The sequence below is a fragment of the Rhodococcus sp. BP-316 genome, from assembly GCF_019836105.1.
In the GTDB taxonomy this organism is placed as follows: Bacteria; Actinomycetota; Actinomycetes; order Mycobacteriales; family Mycobacteriaceae; genus Rhodococcoides.
Map to the genome: position 1 here is coordinate 87,724 of NZ_JABUEE010000001.1, position 23,758 is coordinate 111,481.

12 protein-coding genes and 1 pseudogene are annotated in these 23,758 nt (G+C 70.0%); 8 read left to right on the forward strand and 5 right to left on the reverse strand.

From position 1 onward, the window contains the following. The first annotated feature begins 9 nt into the window (after window positions 1–9). Together HQ312_RS00435 and HQ312_RS00440 are read left to right on the forward strand one after the other, a co-directional pair. Window positions 10–559 (forward strand): annotated as a pseudogene (locus HQ312_RS00435) (dihydrofolate reductase family protein). 153 nt (window positions 560–712) lie between these two features. After that, window positions 713–1,903 carry an FAD-dependent monooxygenase gene (locus HQ312_RS00440; RefSeq protein ID WP_222637518.1) on the forward strand — a complete coding sequence of 397 codons (1,191 nt, stop codon included), beginning with the start codon at window positions 713–715 and terminating at the stop codon, window positions 1,901–1,903. On the opposite strand, the gene HQ312_RS00445 is transcribed toward HQ312_RS00440, so the two are convergent. From HQ312_RS00445 to HQ312_RS00455, 3 genes are read right to left on the reverse strand one after another with little or no spacing between them, the layout of a single operon-like run. Further along, the gene (locus HQ312_RS00445; protein ID WP_222637519.1) at window positions 1,894–2,307 is read right to left on the reverse strand and encodes a VOC family protein; all 414 of its coding nucleotides are present in this window, start codon (window positions 2,305–2,307) and stop codon (window positions 1,894–1,896) included. The genes HQ312_RS00440 and HQ312_RS00445 overlap by 10 nt on opposite strands. Window positions 2,308–2,317: 10 nt before the next feature. Then, the gene (locus HQ312_RS00450; protein ID WP_027505394.1) at window positions 2,318–2,761 is read right to left on the reverse strand and encodes a helix-turn-helix transcriptional regulator; all 444 of its coding nucleotides are present in this window, start codon (window positions 2,759–2,761) and stop codon (window positions 2,318–2,320) included. A gap of 11 nt (window positions 2,762–2,772) precedes the next feature. After that, on the reverse strand, window positions 2,773–3,351 hold the full coding sequence (locus HQ312_RS00455) for a TetR/AcrR family transcriptional regulator (protein WP_222637520.1): 579 nt from the start codon (window positions 3,349–3,351) through the stop codon (window positions 2,773–2,775). Between the two features lie 116 nt (window positions 3,352–3,467). On the opposite strand from HQ312_RS00455, the gene HQ312_RS00460 reads away from it, so the two are divergent. The 5 genes from HQ312_RS00460 (at window position 3,468) to HQ312_RS00480 (ending at window position 9,227) form a co-directional block, all read left to right on the forward strand. Beyond that, window positions 3,468–4,853, forward strand: coding sequence for a cytochrome P450 (locus HQ312_RS00460; RefSeq protein WP_222637521.1), 1,386 nt, complete (start codon window positions 3,468–3,470; stop codon window positions 4,851–4,853). Window positions 4,854–4,878: 25 nt separating this feature from the next. Beyond that, complete coding sequence (locus HQ312_RS00465) at window positions 4,879–5,433, forward strand: TetR/AcrR family transcriptional regulator (RefSeq protein WP_222631193.1); 555 nt, start codon at window positions 4,879–4,881, stop codon at window positions 5,431–5,433. A 91-nt stretch (window positions 5,434–5,524) separates the two neighbouring features. Continuing rightward, the gene (locus tag HQ312_RS00470; protein ID WP_222637522.1) at window positions 5,525–6,805 is read left to right on the forward strand and encodes a lipase family protein; all 1,281 of its coding nucleotides are present in this window, start codon (window positions 5,525–5,527) and stop codon (window positions 6,803–6,805) included. 110 nt (window positions 6,806–6,915) lie between these two features. Continuing rightward, the gene (locus tag HQ312_RS00475; protein ID WP_056444508.1) at window positions 6,916–8,364 is read left to right on the forward strand and encodes an aldehyde dehydrogenase family protein; all 1,449 of its coding nucleotides are present in this window, start codon (window positions 6,916–6,918) and stop codon (window positions 8,362–8,364) included. Next, window positions 8,361–9,227 carry an oxygenase MpaB family protein gene (locus tag HQ312_RS00480; protein WP_222631181.1) on the forward strand — a complete coding sequence of 289 codons (867 nt, stop codon included), beginning with the start codon at window positions 8,361–8,363 and terminating at the stop codon, window positions 9,225–9,227. The genes HQ312_RS00475 and HQ312_RS00480 overlap by 4 nt, the downstream gene beginning before the upstream one ends. A gap of 6 nt (window positions 9,228–9,233) precedes the next feature. Here HQ312_RS00480 and HQ312_RS00485 read toward each other — a convergent pair whose 3' ends face one another. After that, window positions 9,234–9,602, reverse strand: a complete 369-nt coding sequence (locus HQ312_RS00485) for a hypothetical protein (protein ID WP_051613280.1) — start codon at window positions 9,600–9,602, stop codon at window positions 9,234–9,236. A 142-nt stretch (window positions 9,603–9,744) separates the two neighbouring features. Between HQ312_RS00485 and HQ312_RS00490 the strand changes: the two genes are divergently transcribed. Beyond that, a complete protein-coding gene (locus HQ312_RS00490) occupies window positions 9,745–10,089 on the forward strand; it encodes an RNA polymerase-binding protein RbpA (protein WP_027505388.1) in 345 nt (114 codons plus the stop codon). A 78-nt stretch (window positions 10,090–10,167) separates the two neighbouring features. Here the strand turns inward: HQ312_RS00490 and HQ312_RS00495 are convergent, their stop codons facing one another. Next, entirely contained in the window at window positions 10,168–23,694 is a 13,527-nt protein-coding gene (locus tag HQ312_RS00495) for an amino acid adenylation domain-containing protein (protein ID WP_222637523.1), read from the reverse strand. Between the last annotated feature and the right edge of the window lie 64 nt (window positions 23,695–23,758).

Sequence of the window (23,758 nt, forward strand, 5' to 3'; positions counted from 1 at the left end):
GGAAACATCATGCGCACACTGAGATTCGCGATGAACACGAGTGTGGACGGTTACGTCGCGGCGCCCGATGGCGACCTCGGCTGGAGCGTGCCGAGCGACGAGGCGTTCCAGTGGTGGTCCGACCGCGTCGACTCGACGGGCCTCACGCTCTACGGGCGGAGGCTGTGGGAGGCGATGAACGCGCACTGGCCGACGGCCGATCGGCAGCCAGGGGCGACGCCCGCGCACGTCGAGTACGCCCGTCGGTGGCGCGACATGTCCAAGGCGGTGTTCTCGTCGACCCTGGACGCGGTGGAGGGCAACGCGCGGCTCGTCACAGGTGACGCCGTGGCGGAGATCGTCCGTCTGAAGGCCGGCGACGGTGGCCCGATGGACATCGGCGGCGCCACACTGGCCGCGGCGGCGATGAGGGCCGGGCTGATCGACGAGTACGCATCCCGTTCTGGTGGGCGCCGGTACGCCGTTCTTCACGGTGCTCGACGAGTGGGCGGGCCTGGAGTTGGTGGAGACGCGGACGTTCTCGGGTGGACTGCACCTGGCGAGGTACCTGGCGCGGTAGGGGGCGGGAGATTCACAATAGTTGACATAATGTCGATTATCGGCACGATATGGTATCACCTGGACACCGTGCCTGAGCACGTCGACCGACGTACCGTCGGTCGACGAAGTCCTTCCTGTACCTCACAGGTCGTGAGCACGGAAGGCGAGGATCGTGACTGCAGAACGACGCGTACTGATCACCGGGGCCAGCATCGCCGGCCCGACCCTCGCGTACTGGCTCGCGAGGTCGGGTCGTGCTGTGACCGTCGTCGAGCGCGCTCCGTCGCCCCGGCTCGGCGGGCAGAACATCGACATTCGTGGTCCCGGCCGCGAGGTCGTGCGCCGCATGGGTCTGGAGGACGCTCTCTTCGCCGCGACCACGACGGAACAGGGCACCCGGTTCGTCGATCGACGGGGCGCGACGATCGCGACGTTCCCGGCCGGTACGGCGGACAGCGGAGGCGCGACGGCCGAGCTGGAGATCCTCCGCGGCGAACTCGCGCGCATCCTCGTCGACGCGTCGGGACCGGACGTCGAGTACCGCTACGGCGACCGGGTCGTGGGCTGCGATCAGGACGCCCACGGTGTCGACGTGACGTTCGAGCACGGCGCTCCCGAGCGCTACGACCTCGTGGTGTTCGCCGACGGAGTGCGGTCCGGGAGCCGGGAGATCGTCTTTCCCGGCGAGGCCGTCACGCGAGATCTCGGGCTGTTCACCGCCTACGGGGTGCTCCCCCGCACCTCGGACGACGATGCATGGTGGCGCTGGTACAACGCGACCGGCGGACGTGTGGCCGGCTTGCGCCCGGACAACCAGGGCACCACGCGCTTCAGCCTGTCCTGGTTGTCGGGGCCGACCGGCCTCGAGCGGGCAGGGCAGTCGGAGGTCGTCGCCGCCCTTCGGACGACGTTCGCCGGCGCCGGCTGGGAGACTCCCCGCATCCTGGAGTCGCTCGATTCCGCCTCGGAGCTGTACGTCGACCGTCTCGCTCAGGTGCGCGCCCCACGGTGGTCGTCGGGCCGGGTCGCGATGGTGGGCGACGCGGCCTGGTGCGCGACTCCCGTGAGTGGGATGGGCACGACACTGGCCATCACCGGTGCCTACGTACTGGCCGCCGAACTCGCCCGCACCGATGATCACCGGGCCGCGTTCACGGCGTGGGACGCGCGGATGCGGCCCTTCGTCGACACGGTGCAGTCGCTGCCGCCGGGAACGCCGAGGCTGGCGCACCCGAAGACGGCAGTGGGGCTCGCGGTCTTCAACTCTGCTGTGCGACTGGCCGGTTCGGCGCCGGTGCGAGCGCTGGCCGGCAGGTTCAGCGGCTCGGACGACGCGAACCTCGATCTGAGCGACTACCGCTGACGCTGCTGGATGCGGACCAGGTTGCCCGCGGGATCACGCACCGCGCAGTCCCGGATCCCGTAGGGCTGGTCGGTCGGTTCCTGCACGATGTCGGCATCCGCGGCTTGGAGTGCATCGAAGGTCGCCTCGAGGTCGTCGCTCGCGAGCAGGATGCCGCCGTACGTGCCCTTGGCCATCATCTCGGTGATGGTGCGGCGCTCGTCCTCGGTGATGGCGGGGTCGACCGCGGGCGGTGTCAGAACGATGGCGGTGTCCGGTTGCCCGGGCGGGCCGACGGTGAGCCACCGCAGGTTCTCGTACCCGACGTCGAGGCGGACCTCGAAGCCGAGAAGGTCGCGGTAGAAGGCCAGTGCGGCCTCCGGATCGTCCTGCGGGAGGAAGCTGGAGGCGATGGTGAGTGTCATGGCGACGACACTAGGTTCGCCTTACGCGGTCCGCTTCTCGATTCCTGATCGGTCGGGTGACCACCTTCTCGACACACGACGGCGCGCCGACCTCCGTGGACTGGTTCTGCTGCCGATACGCGGACGGGGACAGTCCGGTCAGTTCGGAGAAACGGGTACTGAAGGTGCCCAGTGAGGAGCACCCCACGGTGAAGCAGATCTCCGTCACCGACCTCTCCGACCCCCGGAGCAGCGCCATGGCTCGTTCGATGCGCCGCGTCATCAGGTACGCGTAGGGCGACTCTCCGTACGCGGCGCGGAACTGCCGGCTCAGGTGCCCCGCGGACACGTGCGCGTCGCGCGCCAGGGTCTCGAGGTTCAGTGGCGTGGCGTACTCGCGGTCCATTCGATCCCGTACTCGACGGAGACGACGCAGATCGTCGAGGTGTCGCGAGTCCGCACCGGTGTCGGTCACGCGTCCTCCTCTCAGGAACGGCGCAGCAGTCCGTGCAGTGCGCGCATGCAGAGATCATGCACCTCGTCGGCCGAGATCGACTGCCGGTCCACCCAGTCCACGCACACGGCGCGAACGAACGACACCCACCCGGCCACGGCCACCCGCGTCACCTCGTCCGCGCCGTCGTCGGGTCCCAGAGCCGCCAGGATCCGTTGCTGCTGCGTCTCGAACTCGGCCGTGAGGATCGCCTGGATACCGACGTCGCCCGACATCGTTCCTCGATTGATGGCCCGTAGTCCGTGAGCGTGATCGGTGGAGTAGCGGATGTAGGCGCGCAGTCCGGCGGACACCTGGTGCTCGACGGGCAGCGTGGTGTCGGGAGCCGTGATCTCGACCATCCGCGCGGATTCGAGCCGGATGATGTCGGCGAAGAAATCCCTCTTGGACGGAAAGTAGTGATACATCAGCCCACGCGAGACGCCGGCCAGGTCGGCGACCTCCTCGATCCACACCTCCTCGTAAGGCCGTTCCGCGAACAGTCGTGACCCGATCTCGAGCAGCTGGTGCCGACGCTGATCGGGTGACAGGCGTTTGCGGGGAGAGGTCATGACCTGCGCCATGTTACGGGACTGCTCGTGATACTTGACACGCGTTCAGTAGGGGGTACCGTCCGCTGTTGTATCCCGGTTCAGTACGCCGGCCACCCACGCGAAAGGGTCCGACCGTGGTCACCACGATCTCGTCCACTTCTCCGCTTCCCCATCCCCCTCGACGACTCCCGGTGCTGGGCGACGTGCTGGGCGTACACGCGAGCACCCCGGTGCAGGACTCGGTGGCGCTGGCCGCGCAGCTGGGCCCCATCTTCGAGCGGGTGGTCCTGGGGCGCCGGTTCGTGATCGTCTCGGGCGCCGATCTCGTGGAGGAACTCAGCGACGAGTCGCGGTTCGTCAAGCACGTGGCACCCGCGGTCGCCGGACTGCGCTCGATCGGCGGGGACGGACTGTTCACGGCGTACTCGCACGAACCGAACTGGCGCAAGGCCCACGATCTCCTCCGGCCGGCGTTCACGCAGTCGGCCATGCGGAGCTACCACGACATCATGGTGGACGTCGCCGGACAGCTGGTGTCGCACTGGTCGTCCCGTGATCGGGTCGACGTCTCCTCGGACATGACCAAGTTGACGCTCGAGACCATCGGCCGCACGGGGTTCAGCTACAGCTTCGACTCGTTCACCCGCGCCGAGACGCATCCGTTCGTCCGGGCCATGGTGCGGACCCTGCAGCACAACCAGCGCCGCGCACTGCTGCCGCTCCCCGTCGTCGGCGACCTGGTGTTCCGGCGTCGCGAACGGCGGAACGATGCCGACAAGGCCTTCATGGCCGAGCTGCTCGACGACATCGTGCGGGCCCGCCGGGACGGTGAGACGAGCGGCGACGGCGATCTGCTGGACATCATGCTCCAGGCGGCACGCGACGGTGATCCCAACGCGCTGGACGAGGTGAACATCCGGCATCAGATCGTCACCTTCCTCATCGCCGGACACGAGACGACCTCCGGCTCACTGTCGTTCGCCCTGTACTACCTGTCGAGGCATCCCGAGATGTGGGCTCGGGCGCGTGCGGAGGTGGACGAGGTGTGGGGTGCGGACACGCCGTCCTTCGAGCAGGTGGCGAAGTTGCGCTTCGTCCGACGGGTTCTCGACGAGGGACTGCGCCTGTGGCCGACGGCCCCCGGTTACGCGCGGGAGGCACGCCACGACACGACGGTCGGCGGGCGTCCCGTGGCCGCGGGCGACTGGGCCCTGGTGCTGATCCCCGGTCTGCATCGCGATCCCGTATGGGGGCCGGATCCCGAGGTGTTCGACCCGGACCGCTTCCTGTCGGCGAACGTGCGGGCCAGGCCGCCGCACGCCTACAAGCCGTTCGGCACGGGCGAGCGTGCCTGCATCGGGCGCCAGTTCGCTCTCCACGAGTCGCTGCTGGTGCTGGGCACGATCCTCCAGACCTTCGACGTCGCTCCCGATCCGGGCTACGAGCTCGCCATCGAGGAACGCCTCACCCTCATGCCGGCCGGGTTCGAGCTCGAGGTGGCTCGGCGCAACCGCAGCTGACGTGAGGATCCCGCACACTGGTCCCATGCGATCGCGCGGCAAGATCATGGAGGCCACCCTCGAGGTGATCGCGGAGCACGGTTTCGACGGCGTCACCATCGCGGGTGTGTCCGCCGCTGCCGGGGTCTCCCGACAGACCGTGTACTCCATCTTCGGCACGCGCGAGGTGTTGGTGACCCGCACGATGGAGCATTTGGCGGTCGAGGTCATGACCGAGATCCGGTCGCGCCTCGACGGCCCGGAGACCGTGCGCGACTACGTCGTGGAGATGGTGATCGGTGGTCGGCGGGCGGTGCGCGACATTCCCGCGATGGGAGCGCTGCTGCGGTTGGACGGCATCAACCCGGTGCTGCATCCCGATGTCGTCCAGCACGCCATTCCCGTCGTGCGAGATCTACTGTCCCCGCTGACCGCACTCGACCCCCGGGTCGCGGAGGTGTTGGACGACATCGTCCTCATCACCACTCGTCTCGGACTGTCCGTCGTGCTCTTCGACGATCCGTCCATCGCGGACGACGACGACCTCCGCGCCTTCCTCCTGCGGTGGCTCCCGGCGTCGATGACCGTGCCGCCGGAGTGACGGGCTTCACCTCGCGACCTTGACACCTGGTGCCAGAACTGTCTAACTTCAGGGCGCCTGCCGGGGGGTCCGCGCAGCGGGAAGGAAGTCGATGACACTGTCACGCAGTCTGATCGTCGGAGCCGTGCTCGTGGCGTTGGTCGGTGTCGCACCCGCACTCGCCGACGCAGCCCCCGGTGACGACTTCTACTCCCCACCGACGGACGTCGCGGGTGCGCCGGGCACGGTGCTCCGCACCGAGCCGATGTCGCTCTTTCTCGCTGCGCCGGGAGTGGACGGTCGCTATCCCGCCACCGCGCAGCGCGTCATGTACACCTCGCGGACCGAGAACGACGAGCCCGTCGCGGTGACCGGAACGTTCATCGACTCGGCCGTTCCCTGGCGCGGCGTCGGCCCCAGACCCACCGTCGTGGTCGCTCCGGGGACGGTGGGGCAGGGCGACCAGTGCGCGCCGTCGCGGGCGTTCCCGCTCGGGCTGAACCTCACGACGGACCCCCTGTCCCTCTCGGCGAACCAGGAACTCGTGTCGTCGACGCTCTGGGGGTCGATGGGCGCGCGCGTCTTCGTGACCGACTACATCGGTCTCGGCACGCCGGGATTGCACACCTACGTCAACCGGCCGGAGGAGGCGCACGCGGTGCTCGACGGCGCGCGAGCGGCGAACGCGCTGGCGGGCGACCCCGACTCCCCCATCGGTCTCTGGGGCTATTCGCAGGGCGGCGGCGCCACCGCCGCCGCGGCCGAGTCGGCGGCGACGTACGCACCGGAACTGAACATCAAGGGCACGTGGGCGGGCGCACCGACGGCCGACCTGCTCGACGTGCTGAACACGGTGGACGGCACTCTCATCGGCGGAGTCATCGGGTACGCACTGAACGGAGTCCTCGAGCGGAACCCGTCGTTGCGGGCCCGCGTCGAGGAGCGCGTCTCCGATCACGGCAAGACGGTGCTGAACGACCTGTCGACCCAGTGCATCGCCGACACGATCCTGACGTATCCGTTCCTGCGCACCGAGACGCTGACGAAGGACGGTCGCTCGATGTCGGAGAATCTGAGATCCGTGCCCGAGGCCGGTCCCATCTTCGAGAAGCTGCGTACCGGCACCCTGCGGCCGTCGGCCCCGGTGTTGATCACCAGCGGCATCAACGACGACACGGTGCCGTACGGGCAGGCGCGGGAGTTGGCGGAGGAGTGGTGCGGCCAGGGTGCGTCGGTGACGTTCCGGTCGAACCCGCTGCCGCCGATCCTGCCGGGTGCGGTGCTGCCCAACCACTTCGGTCCGCAGATCATCGACGGCTACGGCGGTGCGGCCGCGGCGTACCTGATGGACCGGTTCGCCGACGTACCCACCGACGGGTGCGACATCGCCTGACGGTCGGTTCGGGTCACCGACCACGGTCGGCTCGGTCATTGTCGCGGACGGCGATCAGCCATAGTGTCACCGATCACAGTGGATCATTCGGCTGACTGAGGGGTACACACATGACGGTCCAGCACTCTCCGGAACGCACCGCGGCACCGACGCCGTCCGACGGAGAGGTGCACGCGGCCGTCGCCCGCGCGCGTGACGCGGCACTGTGGTGGGGCGCTCTCGATTTCACGGATCGCAAGGGGTGGCTGCTCGAGTTCCGATCCAGGATCGCCCGGACGTCGGGGTCGCTCGTCGACACCGTGCGCGAGGAGACGGGCAAGCCGAAGGACGACGCTCTGCTCGAGGTCATGCTGGCGGTAGAGCATCTCACGTGGGCCGCGAAGAACGCGCGACGTGTCCTGCGGGAGCGGTCCGTCTTCCCGGGTCTGGTGAGCATCAATCACGCTGCCTCCGTGCGGTATCAACCGATGGGTGTCGTCGGCGTGATCGGCCCGTGGAACTATCCGGTCTACACACCGATGGGGTCGCTCGCGTACTCGATGGCCGCCGGCAACGCCGTCGTCTTCAAGCCCAGCGAGCTCACTCCCCGCACCGGCACCTGGCTGGCCGACGCCTGGGCGTCGCTGGCGGCGCCGCACCAGGTGCTCCAGACCGTCACCGGCGACGGTCGGGTCGGCGAGGCGCTGTGCCGCTCGGGAGTGGACAAGCTCGCCTTCACCGGGTCCACCGCGACGGCGAAGAAGGTCATGGCGGTGTGCGCGGAGACGCTCACGCCGATCGTGGTCGAGGGCGGCGGCAAGGACGCGCTCATCGTCGACGCCACCGCCGACCTCGAGGCCGCGGCGACCTTCGCCGCGTTCGGCGCCATGGGCAACGCGGGCCAGACCTGCGCGGGTGTGGAGCGCATCTACGTGGTCGAGGAGGTCGCCGATCGTTTCGTGGACATCCTGACCTCCCGTGTACGCGACCTCCGGGTCGGCGACGCGGACGATGCGCAGTACGGACGCATGACGTTGCCGAAGCAGGTCGACATCGTGCGGGACCAGGTCGAGGACGCCCTGGCGCGCGGTGGTCGCGCCGTCGTCGGCGGACTCGAATCCGTCCGGGCGCCGTACGTCGATCCCATCGTGCTGCTCGACGTGCCGGAGGACAGCTCGGCCGTCGCCGAGGAGACGTTCGGTCCGACCGTGGTGGTCAACCGCGTCCGTGATCTCGACGAGGGCATCGAGCGGGCCAACGCCTCGAAGTACGGGCTGGGCGCGTCGGTCTTCACCGCGTCGAAGGCCGCGGCCGAGCGGGCGGCGGACCGGCTCCGGGTCGGAGTGGTGACGGTCAACTCCGTGCTGGGCTTCGCAGCGGTGGGCGCGCTGCCGTTCGGCGGAGTCGGCGACTCGGGCTTCGGACGGATCCACGGCGCGGATGGGTTGCGGGAGTTCTCCCGGGTGAAGTCGGTGACGAAGCAACGCTTCGCCGCCCCGCTGGGCCTGGTGACGATGACGCGCAAGCGGCGCGACGTCGCGGTCGCGCGCCTGTTGCTGACCAAGGTCTACGGGCGATGACCACCCTCCCCCGGCCGCGCTTCGGGCGGTTCGGGTGGGTGCGGGTGATCGACGAGCTGGATCCGGTGGCGGACGCGGCCACCGTCCTCAAGATCACGGCGGGCTGCGAGTTTCCCTGGGACTATCAGCGCGCGTTGGAGTTCGCGCTGTTCCGCACGTACTGCGTGCCCACCATCTCGGCGTTGCTCCGCAGGACGGGAGAGTTCGAGCACCGCCCTCAGAAGCGGTACGACGACACCGCGCTGCTGATGTCGGAACTCGTGGAACACGGGTACGACTCCGAGCGCGGGCGCGCGTCGCTCCGCGCGGTCAACCGCATGCACGCGCGCTACGACATCTCGAACGACGACATGCTGTACGTGCTCTCCACCTTCGCGTTCGATCCGCTGGACTGGATCGACCGCTACGGGTGGCGGCGCCTGCATCCGCACGAACGGATCGCGAGCGTCGCGTTCTACCGCGAGGTCGGGATCCGGATGGGCATCCGGGACATTCCCGCGTCGACAGCCGACTTCCACGCCTTCAAGGTGCGGTACGAGCGCGAGCGGTTCGTCTACTCCGACGACAACAGGGCCATCGGCGAGTACACCCGCGACCTGCTGGCGTCGTGGTACCCGCGCCCTGTCCGCTCCGCGGTGCGCGGCGCCGTGCTGTCGATGATCGATCAGGACATGACCCGCGCCTTCGGGTTCGGCGACCCGGTCCCCGCCGTGCGCCCGGCGCTCGAGTCGGCGCTGCAGGCCCGAGGCCGCGTGGAGCGTCTGCTGCCCAAGCGGACGGCATCGCGGTCGGCGCAGGATCCGCGCAACCGGACGTACCCCGGGTACCCGCAGGGCTACCACCCGAGCGACCTGGGTGTCTGATCAGGATCAGCGCAGTCGTTCCGCGTCCTTGGCCAGGGTGACCAACCGGTCGCAGAGCTCGGCGAGTTCGGCCGCGTCGGCGCCCTCCGCGACGGCCGTGGCCACGTCCTCGGCGGCGCACCGGACTCCGAACGCGCGATCGGCGGCGGCACCGGCCTCGGCCTCCGTGAGCACCACGGCGTCGTCCGCGACGACGGTGTCCTTCAGCGACGTCCGCTGTTCGTAGGCACGCTGACGGCAGGACTGACGGCAGTACCGTCGGCGCCGGCCCGCAGCGCCCTCGACCACCGGCCGACCGCACCACAGACACGTGCTCGGGCGCCGTGCGCGGGACCGACCGATCCCACCGCCCACCGTCCCGGATTCACCCCGCATCGACCCGACGATACCGACGTGCGCGGACCCTGCCGCATCACCGGTTAGAATGGGGTGTTCGCGTGCGGGAACGTTCCGCGCACCACGCGCGTTGAATTCGACGGACGCGACATGCGTACCACGATCGAGAGAGGACTCCACCATGGCAGATCGCGTTCTACGAGGTAGTCGACTCGGAGCGGTGAGCTACGAGACCGATCGCGACCACGACCTCGCGCCCCGGCGCATGGCTCGATACCGGACGGACAACGGCGAGGAGTTCGACGTTCCCTTCGCCGACGACGCCGAGCTGCCCGGCACCTGGCTCTGCCGCAACGGTCTCGAGGGCAGTCTGATCGAGGGCACCGCGCCCGAGGCCAAGAAGGTCAAGCCCCCGCGCACCCACTGGGACATGCTGCTCGAGCGGCGTTCGGTGGAGGAGCTCGAGGAACTGCTCAAGGAGCGGATGGATCTGCTCAAGGCGAAGCGTCGCGGCGCCGGAGTCTGACCGCCTCTCCCCTGTCGTCACCGAGGGCCCCGGAGCATCTGCTCCGGGGCCCTCGGTGTGTCTCGGGTCCGTCCGAGATCAGCGCAGGTGCTGCGCGACGATCGGTCCGATGATCGCGAGTGCCTGCGGATCGGTCATCGCGGAGTGTGCGACCGGCACCGCGTGATCGTGGATGGCACCGCGGACGTGTCGACGCCAGGCCGAGGCGGTCCGCCGTACGTCGTTCCGGTTCACCTCGTCCTCGGTCGCCGTGAAGAACAGCACGTCGCAGTCCACGACGCCCGGTGAGTACCCGTGCGCCAGCGAGGTCCCGTTCACGTAGCCCGCGTACAGCCGCTCGAGGGTGTCGACGGTCATCGCCGCCATCGGACCACCCTCGGACCGCAGCGCGGCCGCCGCCTCCGCGACCGTCGGTTCCACGCCTGCCGGCAACTCGTGGCCGGTGAACTCCTCGATGAGGTCCCGCACCGACGGTGTCGACTCGAGGTACTCGTCGGCGAGCACGTAGCTGTCGAGCATGGTCAGCGTCGCGACGCTCTCCCCCACCCGCTGCAGCTCGACGGTCATCGCGTGGGCGATGAGGCCGCCGAGCGACCAGCCCAGCAGGTGGTACGGACCGTGCGGCTGGATCGACCGGATCTCGCGAACGTAGTACCGGGCCAGCTCCTCGACCGTGTCGAACTCCTCGGTGCGTCCCGAGACGACGGGTGACTGCAGGCCGTACACCGGCTGATTCGAGTCGAGGTGGGCGAGCAGACCGCTGTAGCTCCAGGACAGTCCGAACGCCGGATGGATGCAGAACACCGGTGACGCGGAACCCTGCGGGCGCAGCGGCAGCAGCATGTCCAGTGACGCCGTGGCCGTCGCCGCGACCTCGTCCGCCGACAGATGCGCGGTGTCGTCGATGCGCGTGGCGAGAGCTGCCGGCGTGGAGTCGGTGAACAACCATTGCATCGGAACCGTGGTGCCGAGGGTCTCTTCGAGTCGAGCGACCACGCGCGTCCCCACCAGCGACGTGCCGCCGAGTTCGAAGAAGCTGTCGTCGAGTCCGACTCCGGCCACCCCCAGGATCTCCTCGTAGACAGCGCAGACGGCGCGCTCGGTCGCGGTGCCCGGATCGCGATGCTCGCCGGTGACGGCGAACTCCGGAGCGGGCAGCGCCCGCCGATCGAGTTTGCCGACGGCGGTCAGCGGCAGCTCGTCCAGCAGCATGATCGACTGCGGCACCATGTAGCCGGGCAGTCGCTCCTGCAGATGGCGACGCAGCGACGCCGTGTCGACCGACGATTCCCGGTGCGGCAGGACGTAGGACACCAGCACGGTGTCCCCCGAGGGCAGGACGTGGCCCATCGTGGTCGCGAAGTCCACGCCGTCGTGCACGTCGAACGCGGCGTCGATCTCACCCAGCTCGATGCGGAACCCGCGGATCTTGACCTGATGATCGGTCCGGCCCACGTAGGACAGGGTCGGGTCGCCGTCGGCGGGCTCGCGCCAGCGCACCAGGTCACCGGTGCGGTAGAGGCGCTCACCCGGCTTGCCGTGCGGATCGGCGACGAACCGCGACGACGTCAACGCCGTGCGCCCGAGGTATCCGCGAGCGAGTTCCGGTCCGGCGAGGTACAGCTCGCCGACGACGCCGAACGGCACCGGTTGCAGCTGGCGGTCGAGGACCTGCGCCGCGACACCGCGGATCGGTCCACCGATCGTGACCGGACCCTTGGGCACCATCGGCGCACTCATCGTCGTGACGATGGTCGTCTCCGTCGGCCCGTACACGTTGTACAGCGAGCGTCCCGGAGCCCAGCGCTCCACCAGTTCCGGTGGGCACGCCTCGCCGCCGACGAGGATGTGTCGCAACGACGTCGCGCTCGCCGGGTCCGCGGTCGACAATGCCGCGGTCGTGATGAAGGCGTGCGTGATGCGTTCCGATCCCAGCAGGTCGCCCAGTTCGCGGCCGCCGTAGACCCCGGGCGGTGACACGACGAGTGTCGCGCCGGATCCGTACGCGAACAGCTGGTCCATGACGGCGGCGTCGAAACTCGGTGTCGCGAAGTGCAGTACGCGTGCCGTCTCGTCGACCTCGAATCGATCGCGCAGCTCGCCGGCGAAGTTCGACAGGCCGGCGTGGGTGACGACGACGCCCTTCGGTGTCCCGGTCGACCCCGAGGTGTAGATGACGTACGCGGGGTGCACGAGAGCGATGGGTCCGAGAAGCTCTGCGGGCGTGAGGGGTTCGTCGGACGTACGAGCCAGCTCGGCCAGGGTGTCCGCGTCGTCGAGCACGAGCCACCGTGTCGACGAGACTCCGTCCACGGCCGCCCGGTGCTCCGCGGTCGTCAGTCCCCACGTGGTCGCCGAGTCCGTCAGCATGTGACGGACGCGGTCGGCCGGGTAGTGCGGGTCGACCGGGACGAAGGCGCCGCCGGCCTTCGCGACGGCCAGGACCGCGACGAGAGAGTCGAAGGATCGCGTGAAGCCCAGGGCCACCAGTGATTCCGGTCCGACACCGCGCCGGACGAGAGCTCGGGCCACCGTGGTCGAACGTCGGTCGAGCTCGCCGTAGGTGATGTGGGCGCCGAGGTACTCCGCCGCGATGCGGTCGGGAACCCGGCGTGCGGTCTGCTCGAACACCTCGGACAGGGTCAGCGACGGATCGGGATCGGTCTCGCCGCCGTGCACGGGCACCAGATGGGCTCGCTCCTGCGAGGTCAACATCTCGACGCTGCCGATGCTGCGGTCGGGTTCGGTGGCCAGGACGCCCAACACGCCCACCAGACGATCGAGCATGGTGCTCACGGTGGCGGCGTCGAACAGATCGGTCGCGTAGTCGGCGGTGACGGTCAGCCCCGCCGGCTCCCGGTCGTCGGTGCGCCGGTCGGTGACCGTGAACTGGATGTCGAACTTGGCGACGGCGACGTCCACCTCGGCCGCGTCGACGGTCACCTCGCCCATGCGGGCAGTCGTCGGAACGTCGTCCTGCAACGACAACATGATCTGGAACAACGGGTGATGGCTCGTGCTGCGCTGCGGGTGCAGCACGTCCACCAGACGTTCGAACGGAACGTCGGGGTGCGCGAACGCGTCCAGATCGACCGCGCGCACGTGCTGCAACGCCTCGGTCAGCGACGCGGTCGGCGAGACCCGCGTGCGCAGGACCAGCGTGTTGACGAACATTCCGACCAGCGCGTCCAGTGCCTGGTCGCCGCGGCCGGCGACCGCGGTACCGACGGACGTGTCGAAGCGGCCGGCGAGACGGCCGAGCACGACGGCGAGGGCGGTGTGGACGGCCATGAACAGCGTCGCGTTCTCCCGCCGCGCAAGGTCGACGAGCCGCCGGTGCGTGTCGACACCCACCGTGGTGGTGACCACCCCGCCCCGGTGAGACGGCACGCTCGGCCGCGGACGGTCGGTGGGGATGTCGATACGGTCGGGAGCTCCGGTCAACGCCGCCGTCCAGTACGCCAGTTGCGTCGAGACGAGGCTCGACGGGTCGTCCTCGGAGCCGAGCCGGTCACGCTGCCACAGCGTGTAGTCCGCGTACTGCACCGGCAGTGGCTCCGTCGCGGGTGCCGTGCCGGTGGACCGCGCGGTGTAGGCGGTGAGCAGGTCGGCGGCGAGCGGCGCCAGCGACCAGCCGTCCGCGGCGATGTGGTGCAGCGTGACGACGAGGACGTGCTCGTCCCCGGCCGCCACCTCGAGCAGGTCCACCCGCAGGGGCGCCTGCGTGGTCACGTCGAACCCGCGGGCCGCGCTCGTGACGATCGCGGCCGTCACCGCGGAGGGCTCGGTCACGACGGGCTCCAGCGCCACCGGCACCTCGTGCGCAGGCAGGATCACCTGGTGCGGGCCCTCGGGCGAGTCCGGGTACACGGTCCGGAGCACCTCGTGGCGGTCGACGAGGTCGCGCAGCGCGGCCTCCAGCGCGGCGATGTCGAGCGGTCCCGTCAGGCGCACCGCGAAGGGCACGTTGTACGCCCCCGACGCCCGGTCGAACCTGTTGAGGAACCACAGGCGTTGCTGCGCCGAGGACAGCGGGATCCGGTCGGGTCGAGGCCGTGCCTCGAGAGCGGGGCCGGCGGACTCGGCGAGCCCGTCGATGTGCGCGGCGAGGGCTGCGACCGTCGGGTGCTCGAAGAGTGCCCGGACCGGAACCCGAACGCCGCGAGTGGAACCCAGGCGGGACGCGACCTGTGTGGCCAACAGGGAGTTGCCACCGAGTGCGAAGAAGCTGTCGTCGCGTCCGACCTCGACGTCGAGGTCCAGCACTGCCGCCACGGTCTCGGCGACGGTCCGCTCGGTCTCGGAGGCCGGCGCGTCGTGAGTGCGGTCGACGGCCACGACGACCGGGGCGGGAAGCGCCCGCACGTCCAGCTTGCCGACGGGAGTGAGAGGGATGCGCTCGAGAACCGTCATCGATGCCGGCACCATGTGGCCGGGCAGAACGGAGCGGACGCCGCCCGTGACCGCGTCGACATCGATGTCGTGTCCGGTGGCGGCGACGACGTAGGACGCCAGCGAGGCGCGACCGGAGGCATCGGTGTGCACCAGAGTGTGCGCGAAGCCGACGGACGGGTCCCTCGTCAGTGCGGCGTCGATCTCACCGAGCTCGATGCGGAATCCGCGGATCTTGACCTGAGTGTCCGAGCGTCCGACGTAGTCGAGCCGGCCGTCCGCAGTCCACCGCACGACGTCGCCGGTGCGGTACATCCGCTCCCCCGCGGTGCCGTACGGATCGGCCACGAACCGGCCCGCCGTCAGTCCCGCGCGGTCGAGGTAGCCGCGAGCGACGCCGACACCCGACAGGTACAGCTCACCCGTGACGCCGACCGGCACCGGATGCAGACGCGCGTCGAGCACCACGGCGCGGACTCCGGCGATGGGCGTACCGATGGTGACCGGTTCGTCGGCACGCAGTTCCGCGATGGCGGCGACGATGGTCGCCTCCGTCGGGCCGTACCCGTTGTACAGCGAACGTCCGACCGACCAGCGCCGCACCAGGTCCGCGGAGCACGTGTCGCCGCCCACCACCACGGTGGTGAGACTCGGCAGTGATCCGGCGGCGACGTCGACGGTCGCGAGCGCGGCCGGGGTGACGAAGGCGTGCGAGACCGACTCGCGGTCGATCAGTTCGGCCAGTTCCGCGCCGCCGTAGACGTCGCTCGGGGCGACGACGACGATGGAGCCGGCGCCCATCGCCATCAGGATCTCGAGCACCGACGCGTCGAAGCTCGGCGAGGCGAAGTGCAGGGTCCGCGATGTTCCGGTGATGCCGAACGTCGTGCGCTGCACCTCTGCGAACGAGGAGAGTCCCGAGTGCGTCACGGCGACGCCCTTGGGCAGTCCCGTCGATCCGGAGGTGTAGATGACGTAGGCCGGATGGTCGACCCGCAGCGTGGACGTCCGGTCACGGTCGGTGACGGGTTCCGTCGACCGGGTCGCGATGTCGGCGACGGTGGCCGGGTCGTCGAGCACGATCCAGTCGACGTCCCGTCCTGCCGGCGGGCGGTCGGCCGCGGTGCAGACACCGAGGTCGGCCCCGCTGTCGGTGAGCATGTGGTCGATGCGGTCCGCCGGGTAGCGCGGATCGACGGGGACCCAGGCCGCGCCCGTCATCGCCACGGCGAGCATCGCCGCGACGGACTCCGCCGACCGGGTGAGCGCCAGGGCGACGACGCGCTCGGGTCCGGCTCCGCGTTCGAGCAGGACCCGGGCGAGACGGGTGGCGTCGGCATCGAGCTCGGCGTACGTGCGCGACCGCCGAGCCGTGACGTCGACGCCGTGGGACGGATCATGCACCAGCGCAGTGGTGTTCGCGTTCTCCCGCGCGACGGCGGCCCACAGGTCGGGCAGCAGTACCGGTGCGCCGGGACGCTCGCCGGCCCGTGTCGTCAGCTCGCGGGACTCCTGATGGGACAGGAGTTCGATGTCGCCCACGGTCACCGACGGGTCTCGGGCCACCGTGGTGAGCACGGCGCTGACACGGTCCGCGAAGGCGGCGATGGTGCTCTCGTCGTAGAGATCGCGCGTATAGGTGACGCGGAACCGCCACGACCGCTCACCGTCGGCGTCGGTGCTCTCCGTGACGGCGAGCTCGACGTCGAACTTGCTGCGCTGCAGGTCGATCTCCGACGCGGTGACGGTGAGACCGTCGAGTTCGCCGCTGGTGACACCGTCGGAGTGGAAGGCCAGCACGACCTGCACGAGCGGGTGCCGACCGGCCGTCCGCGACGGCGACAGAGCGTCGACCAGACGCTCGAACGGCAGGTCCGCGTGGGCGAACGCGTCGAGATCGGTGCTGCGGACCCGGCCGAGAAGGTCGGCGAAGGTGTCGGAGGGCGCCACGTCGGATCGCAGGACCAGGGTGCCGACGAACATGCCGACCAGCTCGTCCAGTGCGCGATCGCGTCGGCCGGCGATCGGGGTGCCGATCACCACGTCCCGGGTGTCGGCGAGCCGAGCGAGCGTGACCGCGAGTGCGGCGTGCATCGCCATGAACGTGGTGCCGCCCCGGCGCTCGGCGACGGCCGACAGGGCGGTCATCACAGCCGGATCGACGGCGAACTCGTGGACGCCGGCCCGGTGGGACGGCGCCGCCGGGCGGACGCGATCGCCGGGCAGGGTGCACTCGTCCGGAAGATCGGCGAGAGTGTCGGTCCAGAAGGAGAGTTCGCGGTGTGCCCGGCTCTCCGGGTCGGCCTCTTCTCCGAGCACGGCTCGCTGCCACAGGGTGAAGTCGCTGTACTGCACCGGAAGTGGGGTCCACTGCGGGGCAGCTCCGCGGGTGCGGGCAGCGTAGGCGACCATGACGTCGCGGGTCAGCGGTCCGAGGGACCACCCGTCCGCGGCGATGTGGTGTACGACGAGACCGAGCACGTGCTCCGTCTCGGAGATCGACAGAAGTGTGGTGCGCAGCGGGGTCTCGACCGTGAGATCGAACCCGCGACGGGCGAACCGGGTCAGCGCGTCCGCGACGTCGCCGCGGTCCACGACGGTCGTCGTGAGCGGTGCGGGTGCTGCCGGTGCGACGACCTGGTGCGGTCCGTGATCGCTCTCGGGGAACACGGTCCGCAGGCTCTCGTGCCGTTCCACCACGTCGGCCAACGCCAGTGCCATCGCGGGGGCGTCGAGGACGCCGTCCAGGTGCACCGAGAACGAGATGTTGTAGGCGTCGGAGGTGGGGTCGAAGCGGTTGAGGAACCACAGCCGTTGCTGCGGCGACGACAGCGGGATCCGGTCAGGACGGCTCGCCGCCGGAATCGCGACGAGCGGGATCCGCGACGCCGCACCGCTGTCGGCGTCGAGGTGAGCCGCGAGCGCCTCGACGGTCGGGGCCTCGAAGAGAGTGCGCACCTCCACCTCACGGCTCAGCGCGGCGCCGATCGCACTCGTGACACGGGTCGCCATCAACGAGTTGCCACCGGCGTCGAAGAAGCTGTCGTCCAGACCGACCCGGGGCACCGTCAGGACGTCCGCGAACACGCGGGCGACGGTCCACTCGGTCTCGGTGCGGGGCTCGCGATACGCCGCCTCCGTCGTCTCCGGTGTGGGCATCGGCAGCGCGCGGCGATCGAGCTTGCCCGACGGGGTGAGGGGCACCTCGTCGAGCACGACCACCGCGGACGGCACCATGTACCCGGGCAGGGTGCGGCGGGCGTGCTCGAGCACCGGCTCGGTTCCGGCGGCGCCCGGCGCGAGCGTGAGGTGCGAGACCAGGCGGGCGTCGGCCCGGCCCGCGTTCTGCACGCTCGTGACGGAGAACGTGACCGACGGATGACGCTGGAGCACCGCGTCGATCTCGGCGAGTTCGATGCGGTGACCCCGCACCTTGACCTGGTCGTCGGCTCGGCCGCGGAACACCAGTTCGGTTCCCGCGGTGGTGGTCACGGCGGCGACGACGTCGCCGGTGCGGTACATACGGTCACCCGGCGTGCCGAACGGATCGGCGACGAAGCGGGTGGAGGTCAGCGGCAGGCGCGCGAGGTACCCGCGGGCCAGCGCCGGCCCGGACAGGTAGAGCTCGCCGGGAACTCCGGGGACCACCGGGCGCAGACGACGATCGAGCACCCGCACGTCGACACCGCGGCGCGGGGCGCCGATGGTGACGGGCGAACCGGGTGCCATCGGCGGTGTCAGGGTCGCGACGACAGTGGCCTCGGACGGCCCGTACAGGTTGAGCATGCGGCGGCCGGGCGCCCACCGTTCGACGAGGGCGGGACTGCAGACGTCGCCGCCGACCCCGACGAAGGTCAGAGCGTCGAGGTCCGCAGGGTCCACCGTCTCGAGAGCAGCAGGGGTGACGAAGGCGTGGGTCACCCGCTGATCACGCAGCAGTGCGGTGAGGCGGTCGCCGCCGTAGACGTCGGTACCGGCGACCACGACGGTCGCGCCCGCGGCGAATCCCATGAGGAGTTCCAGGATCGAGGCGTCGAAACTCGGCGAGGCGAAATGCAGTGTGCGCGATCGCGGTCCGACTCGGTAGGTCGCCACCTGCTCGCGGGCGAAGTCGGCGAGGCCGCGGTGCGGCACCACGACCGCCTTGGGGGTGCCCGTGGATCCGGACGTGAAGATGAGGTAGGCCGGGTTCTCCGGGCGCACCCGTACGGGCAGTGCCGCCGAGGACTCGTCGGATCGGTGATCGACGGTGACCCACCGGACCGCAACGGGCAGTGCGGCTCCCGCGGCAGCGATGCCGAGGGACGCGGCGACGTCGGTGACCATGCGCTCGATGCGGTCCGCCGGGTAGCGCGGATCCACCGGGAGGAAGGCGGCGCCGGTCTTCGTCACGGCCCAGGTCGCGACGATCGAGTCGATCGAGCGCTCGAGACACACGGGCACGATCGATTCCGGGCCGACCCCCTCGGCGATCAACGCGTGCGCCAGCAGGTCCGACGCGTCGTCGAGTTCGCCGTACGTGACGGAGCCGTCCGCCGTGACGACGGCGGTGGCGGACGGATCGCGCCGCGCGGCCGAGACGAGGATGTCGGCGAGCGACGAGGTGGGCCCGGCTGCCGCGCCCACGAGGACGGCAGGAGCGTCGGTGGACGTGGACAGGTCGATGTCGCCGATCGCTCGGGTGGGATCCACCGCGACCGATCGCATGACGGACACCAGTCGCTGCGCCATCGTCGCGGCTGTCGCGTCGTCGAACAGATCGCGGGCGTAGCCCAGGCGCGCATCGACCCCGTCGGGCCGACCGTCGACCGTGGTGCGCTCCGAGAGCTGCAGTGTGAGGTCGAACTTGGCTGTGCCGGAGTCGATTTCGGCGACCTCGACATCCAGTCCGGCCATCTCGACGCGGACCGGCGCGAGGTTCTCGAAGGAGAGAACGACCTGGAACAGCGGGTGGCGCGACGTCGAGCGTTCCGGTGCCACCGCGTCGACGACACGCTCGAACGGGACGTCCGCGCGGGCGAACGCCTCGAGGTCGTGATCGCGTACCTCGCGGAGGAGGTCGGTGAACGGGACGTGCGGCGCGGGCGTCGACCGCAGCACCAGTGTGTTGACGAACATGCCGACGAGTCCGTCGAGCGCGCGGTGGCCGCGACCGGCGATGGGCGACCCGATCGCGACGTCGTCCGAGTCCGCGAGCCGTCCCAGCAGCGCGGACAGTGCCGCGTGCAACACCATGAACAGGCTGGCCGAGGTGTCCGATGCGAGCACGAGGAGCTGCTGGTGCAGATCGGCGTCGATGTGGAAGTCGTGGGCGCCGCCGCGGTGCGACGGTGCAGCGGGACGGGGGCGATCCGTCGGCAGCTCGAGCGTGTCGGGCAGGCCGTCCAACCGCGCGGTCCAGTAGTCGATCTGACTGCGCAGGATCGAGGTCGGATCGTTCTCGTCTCCGAGTGCGGCGTGCTGCCAGAGCGTGAAGTCCGCGTACTGCACGTCGAGCGGTGCCCACAGCGGCGCACTCCCCTGCGTCCGCGCAGCGTAGGCGGTCATGACATCGGTCGCGAGGGGGCCGAAGGAGAACCCGTCCGACGCGATGTGGTGCAGCACCACGGCCAGCGTGTGCGACGTCGGCGAGGTGCTGAACAGGCGGACACGGACCGGGTGCTCCCGCGTGACGTCGAATCCGTGAGACGCGAACTCCCGCACGGTGTCGGCCAGCGCCGAGTCGTCGGTGTCGATCGGCGCGAGGTCGTAGTGCGCGGGGTCCTGCACCACCTGGTGCGGACCGTCGGCGGAGTCGGGATACACGGTGCGCAGCGTCTCGTGGCGCTCCAGGACGTCGGCGAGCGCGACACTCAGAGCGTCCGCGTCGAGGTCGCCGTGCAACGTGATGGCGAACGGCATGTTGTACGCCGGGGACGCCGAGTCGAACCGGTTCAGGAACCACAGTCGCTGTTGGGCGAGCGAGAGGGGAATGCGATCCGGGCGAGGTCCTGCGACCAGCGGCGGCCCGGTGGTGACCACGGGCGCATGGGCGACGCGATCCGCCAGACGTGCCACGGTCGGCGCCTCGAAGAGGTCCTTGATGCCCACGTCGGCACCGAGCTCGGCGCTGATGCGGGAGACCACGCGCGTGGCCAGCAGCGAGTTGCCGCCGATCTCGAAGAAGCTGTCGTGGACACCGGGAACGGGGACGTCCAGCACGTCGGCGATGGTCTCGGCGATGCGTCGCTCGACCTCTGTGCGCGGCGGGACCGAGGGCACGTCGGCCCGGCGGCGCACCGGTTCCGGCAATGCCTTGCGGTCGACCTTGCCGTTGGCGCTCAACGGAAGTGCGTCGAGAACGATCACCAGCGACGGCACCATGTAGGACGGGAGGCGGTCGGCGACGGTCGCGGCGACAGCGCGGACCTCGACGCTCGCCGCGTCGGTGCCGGGCTCGGGTGCGACGTACGCGACGAGCGTGGTCTCGCCGCGCTCGTCGACGTGGGCCACGGCCACCGCGTGGTGCACGGCGGGATGCGCGACCAGAGCCGCCTCGACGTCGCCGAGCTCGATCCGCAGTCCGCGGATCTTGACCTGGAAGTCGGTGCGGCCCAGGTACTCGACGGCGCCGTCGGCCCGCCAACGCGCCAGGTCGCCGGTGCGGTACATGCGGGTGCCGTGCGCCGACAGCGGGTCGGCGACGAACCGGTCGGCGCTCAGATCGGGCCGACCGACGTAGCCACGGGCGAGCTGGTCGCCCGCGAGGTAGAGCTCGCCCGCCGTTCCCACCGGAACCGGCTCGAGCCGGGCGTCGAGGATCTGCAACGCGGTGTTCCACACCGGCCGTCCGATCGGCACCGTGACGGCGTCGGCGTCGGTCACCTCCCAGTAGGTGACGTCGACGGCGGCCTCGGTCGGCCCGTAGAGGTTGTGCAGCGCGGACCCGGTGAGCGAGCGGAATGCCGATGCCGTCTCCGCGGGCAGTGCCTCACCGCTGCAGAACACCTGACGCAGGTCACCGAGCCGGGCGTCGGACGCGCGCAGTTCAGCGACGAAGGCGCCGAGCATCGAGGGCACGAAATGTGCCGTGGTGACGCCTGATCCGGCGATGATCGAGGCGAGGTAGCGCGGATCGCGATGCCCGTCGGGCTCCGCGATCACCAGGCGGGCGCCGACCTGGAGCGGCCAGAAGAACTCCCACACCGAGACGTCGAACGTCGCCGGAGTCTTCTGCAACACGGCGTCGTCGGCGCCGAGGTAGTACTCGTTCTGCATCCACAGCAATCGGTTGACGATCGCCTGGTGCGACACCCCGACACCCTTGGGGCGGCCCGTGGAACCCGACGTGAAGATCACGTACGCCAGCGAATCGGGTCGCAGAGTCGCCGTGCGCTCACTGTCGCCGACCGGCGTGTCGGCGAGTCCGGCGAGATCGAGCGTGTCGACGTCGACGCGCGCAGCGGTGTCGGGCAGGACGACACCCTGCGTGGACACCGTCAGCACGCACGCGGGCCGGGCGGTGTCGAGGACGTGGCCGAGACGCTCGGCGGGATGATCGGGGTCGAGCGGTACGTAGGCGCCGCCGGCCTTCTCGATCGCGTACATCGCGACGACGAGGTCGAGCGAGCGCTGCATGGCCAGGCCCACGAGCACGTCGGGTCCGACGCCGCGGGCGATCAACGCCCGCGCCAGGCGGGACGAGCGACGATCGAGTTCCGCGTACGTCAGTGCGGTGCCGGCGAACTCCAGGGCCGTCGCGTCCGGGGTGCGCCGCACCTGTGCGTCGAACAGCGCGGGCAGCGTGGTCCGCGGAACGCTCACGGCTGTGTCGTTGAACTCGGTGACCACACGGTCGTACTCGTCGGGCAGCACGACGTCGAGACCGGAGACGCGAGTTCGTGCCCCGCGTCCCAGGAAGTTCTCGAAGAAGGCGAGGAACCGCCGATGATGGGCAGCGAGGGTGTCCTCGTCGTACAGCGACGGGTTGCCCTCGAAGTCGATGTTCAGCGAGTTGCCGCCGCTGTTGTATGCGTTGAAGGTGAAGTCCTCGATGGGACCGCTGGAGAGCAGGTGCAGCCGGCCCACCAGATCGCCCAGACCGACGGTCCAGTCGAACAGCATGATGTTCACCATGGGTCCGAAGAACCCGCGGTGCATGGTCGAGCTGCCGTGGTCGCGGCGGATGTCCTCGTGGCGGTATTTCTGGTGGCGCAGCGCACCGGTGATCTCGAGGGTCACCGACGACACCAGGTCGCCGATGTTCATGTCGGGCGAGATGTACACGCGGATCGGTACGACGTTGGACACCATGCCGCCCGAGCGGCGCAGCGCCGCGGTGGTGCGGACGGACACCGGCAGACTCATGACGACGTCGGCGCGCCCGGTGACCCGGTGCAGGTAGGCGGCGAAGGACGCGGCCACGACGGCAGCGGCACTGGCGTCGAATCGCTCCTCCGCGGAGGTGAGCATGTCGCCGACGGTCTCGTCGGTGACACCGTTGAGTCGCAGGCGACTCGGCGCGGCCGGGGCGGTGCGATCGGCGAGGGAGAAGGTGTCCGGCAGACCCTGGAGCGTGTCCTGCCAGAAGGCGCGGTCGGTCTCGAACCTGGTGGAGGTGCGGTACGCGCGTTCTGCCGCGTAGAGCGTGGCCAGGTCGCCGGCCTTGCTGTCCGGGGTGGGAACACCGGCCTGCTCGTTGGTGTACAGCTCGGCGACGCGCTTCATGGCGGTGACGGCGCCGTATCCGTCACCGGCGATGTGGTGCATGCGGGTGTACCAGAAGTAGCGGTGGTCCTCGACGCGGAAGACGACGTTGACGGTCAGCGGATCGCGGTCCAGATCGACCGGGGAGCGCATCTCCTTCTGCATCCAGGCCAGGGCCGCGGCGATCGGGTCCGCCTCGGACCGGACGTCGAGCCGAGTGGTGCGCACGGTGGCTGCCGGGTCGACGACCTGATACGGCTGACCGTCGATCTCCACGAGCCTGATCTCGCCGGACTGGAGTTCCGCGGCCGCGCGGGCACCCACGCGCTCGAGCAGGTCGATGTCGAGGTCACCCTGCACGTCGACGTACTGCGCGACGGTGAGGGGAACCTCGGGAGCGAGCTTCTGGGCGAACCACAGGCTGGCCTGCGCCGGGGAGAGCGGGAAGGGATCGGACGCTGTCCGGTTCACGGTAGGTGTCGTGTCGGCCGGTTCGGTGGTTCTCGGTGCGCTGTCCGACGTCGTCATCGTTCGCTCCTCCTCGTCGGTCCCGTGGCCGAGGAGCGGTTCTGCTCCCCGGGCTGTGCGAGAC

What these genes read in the sequence shown, in the direction of transcription:
- HQ312_RS00455 (WP_222637520.1), bottom strand. Translation starts at nt 3,351, where the DNA reads ATGACCTCTCCCCGCAAACGCCTGTCACCCGATCAGCGTCGGCACCAG.
- HQ312_RS00470 (WP_222637522.1), top strand. Translation starts at nt 5,525, where the DNA reads ATGACACTGTCACGCAGTCTGATCGTCGGAGCCGTGCTCGTGGCGTTG.
- HQ312_RS00485 (WP_051613280.1), bottom strand. Translation starts at nt 9,602, where the DNA reads ATGCGGGGTGAATCCGGGACGGTGGGCGGTGGGATCGGTCGGTCCCGC.
- HQ312_RS00480 (WP_222631181.1), top strand. Translation starts at nt 8,361, where the DNA reads ATGACCACCCTCCCCCGGCCGCGCTTCGGGCGGTTCGGGTGGGTGCGG.
- HQ312_RS00490 (WP_027505388.1), top strand. Translation starts at nt 9,745, where the DNA reads ATGGCAGATCGCGTTCTACGAGGTAGTCGACTCGGAGCGGTGAGCTAC.
- HQ312_RS00445 (WP_222637519.1), bottom strand. Translation starts at nt 2,307, where the DNA reads ATGACACTCACCATCGCCTCCAGCTTCCTCCCGCAGGACGATCCGGAG.
- HQ312_RS00495 (WP_222637523.1), bottom strand. Translation starts at nt 23,694, where the DNA reads ATGACGACGTCGGACAGCGCACCGAGAACCACCGAACCGGCCGACACG.
- HQ312_RS00465 (WP_222631193.1), top strand. Translation starts at nt 4,879, where the DNA reads ATGCGATCGCGCGGCAAGATCATGGAGGCCACCCTCGAGGTGATCGCG.
- HQ312_RS00475 (WP_056444508.1), top strand. Translation starts at nt 6,916, where the DNA reads ATGACGGTCCAGCACTCTCCGGAACGCACCGCGGCACCGACGCCGTCC.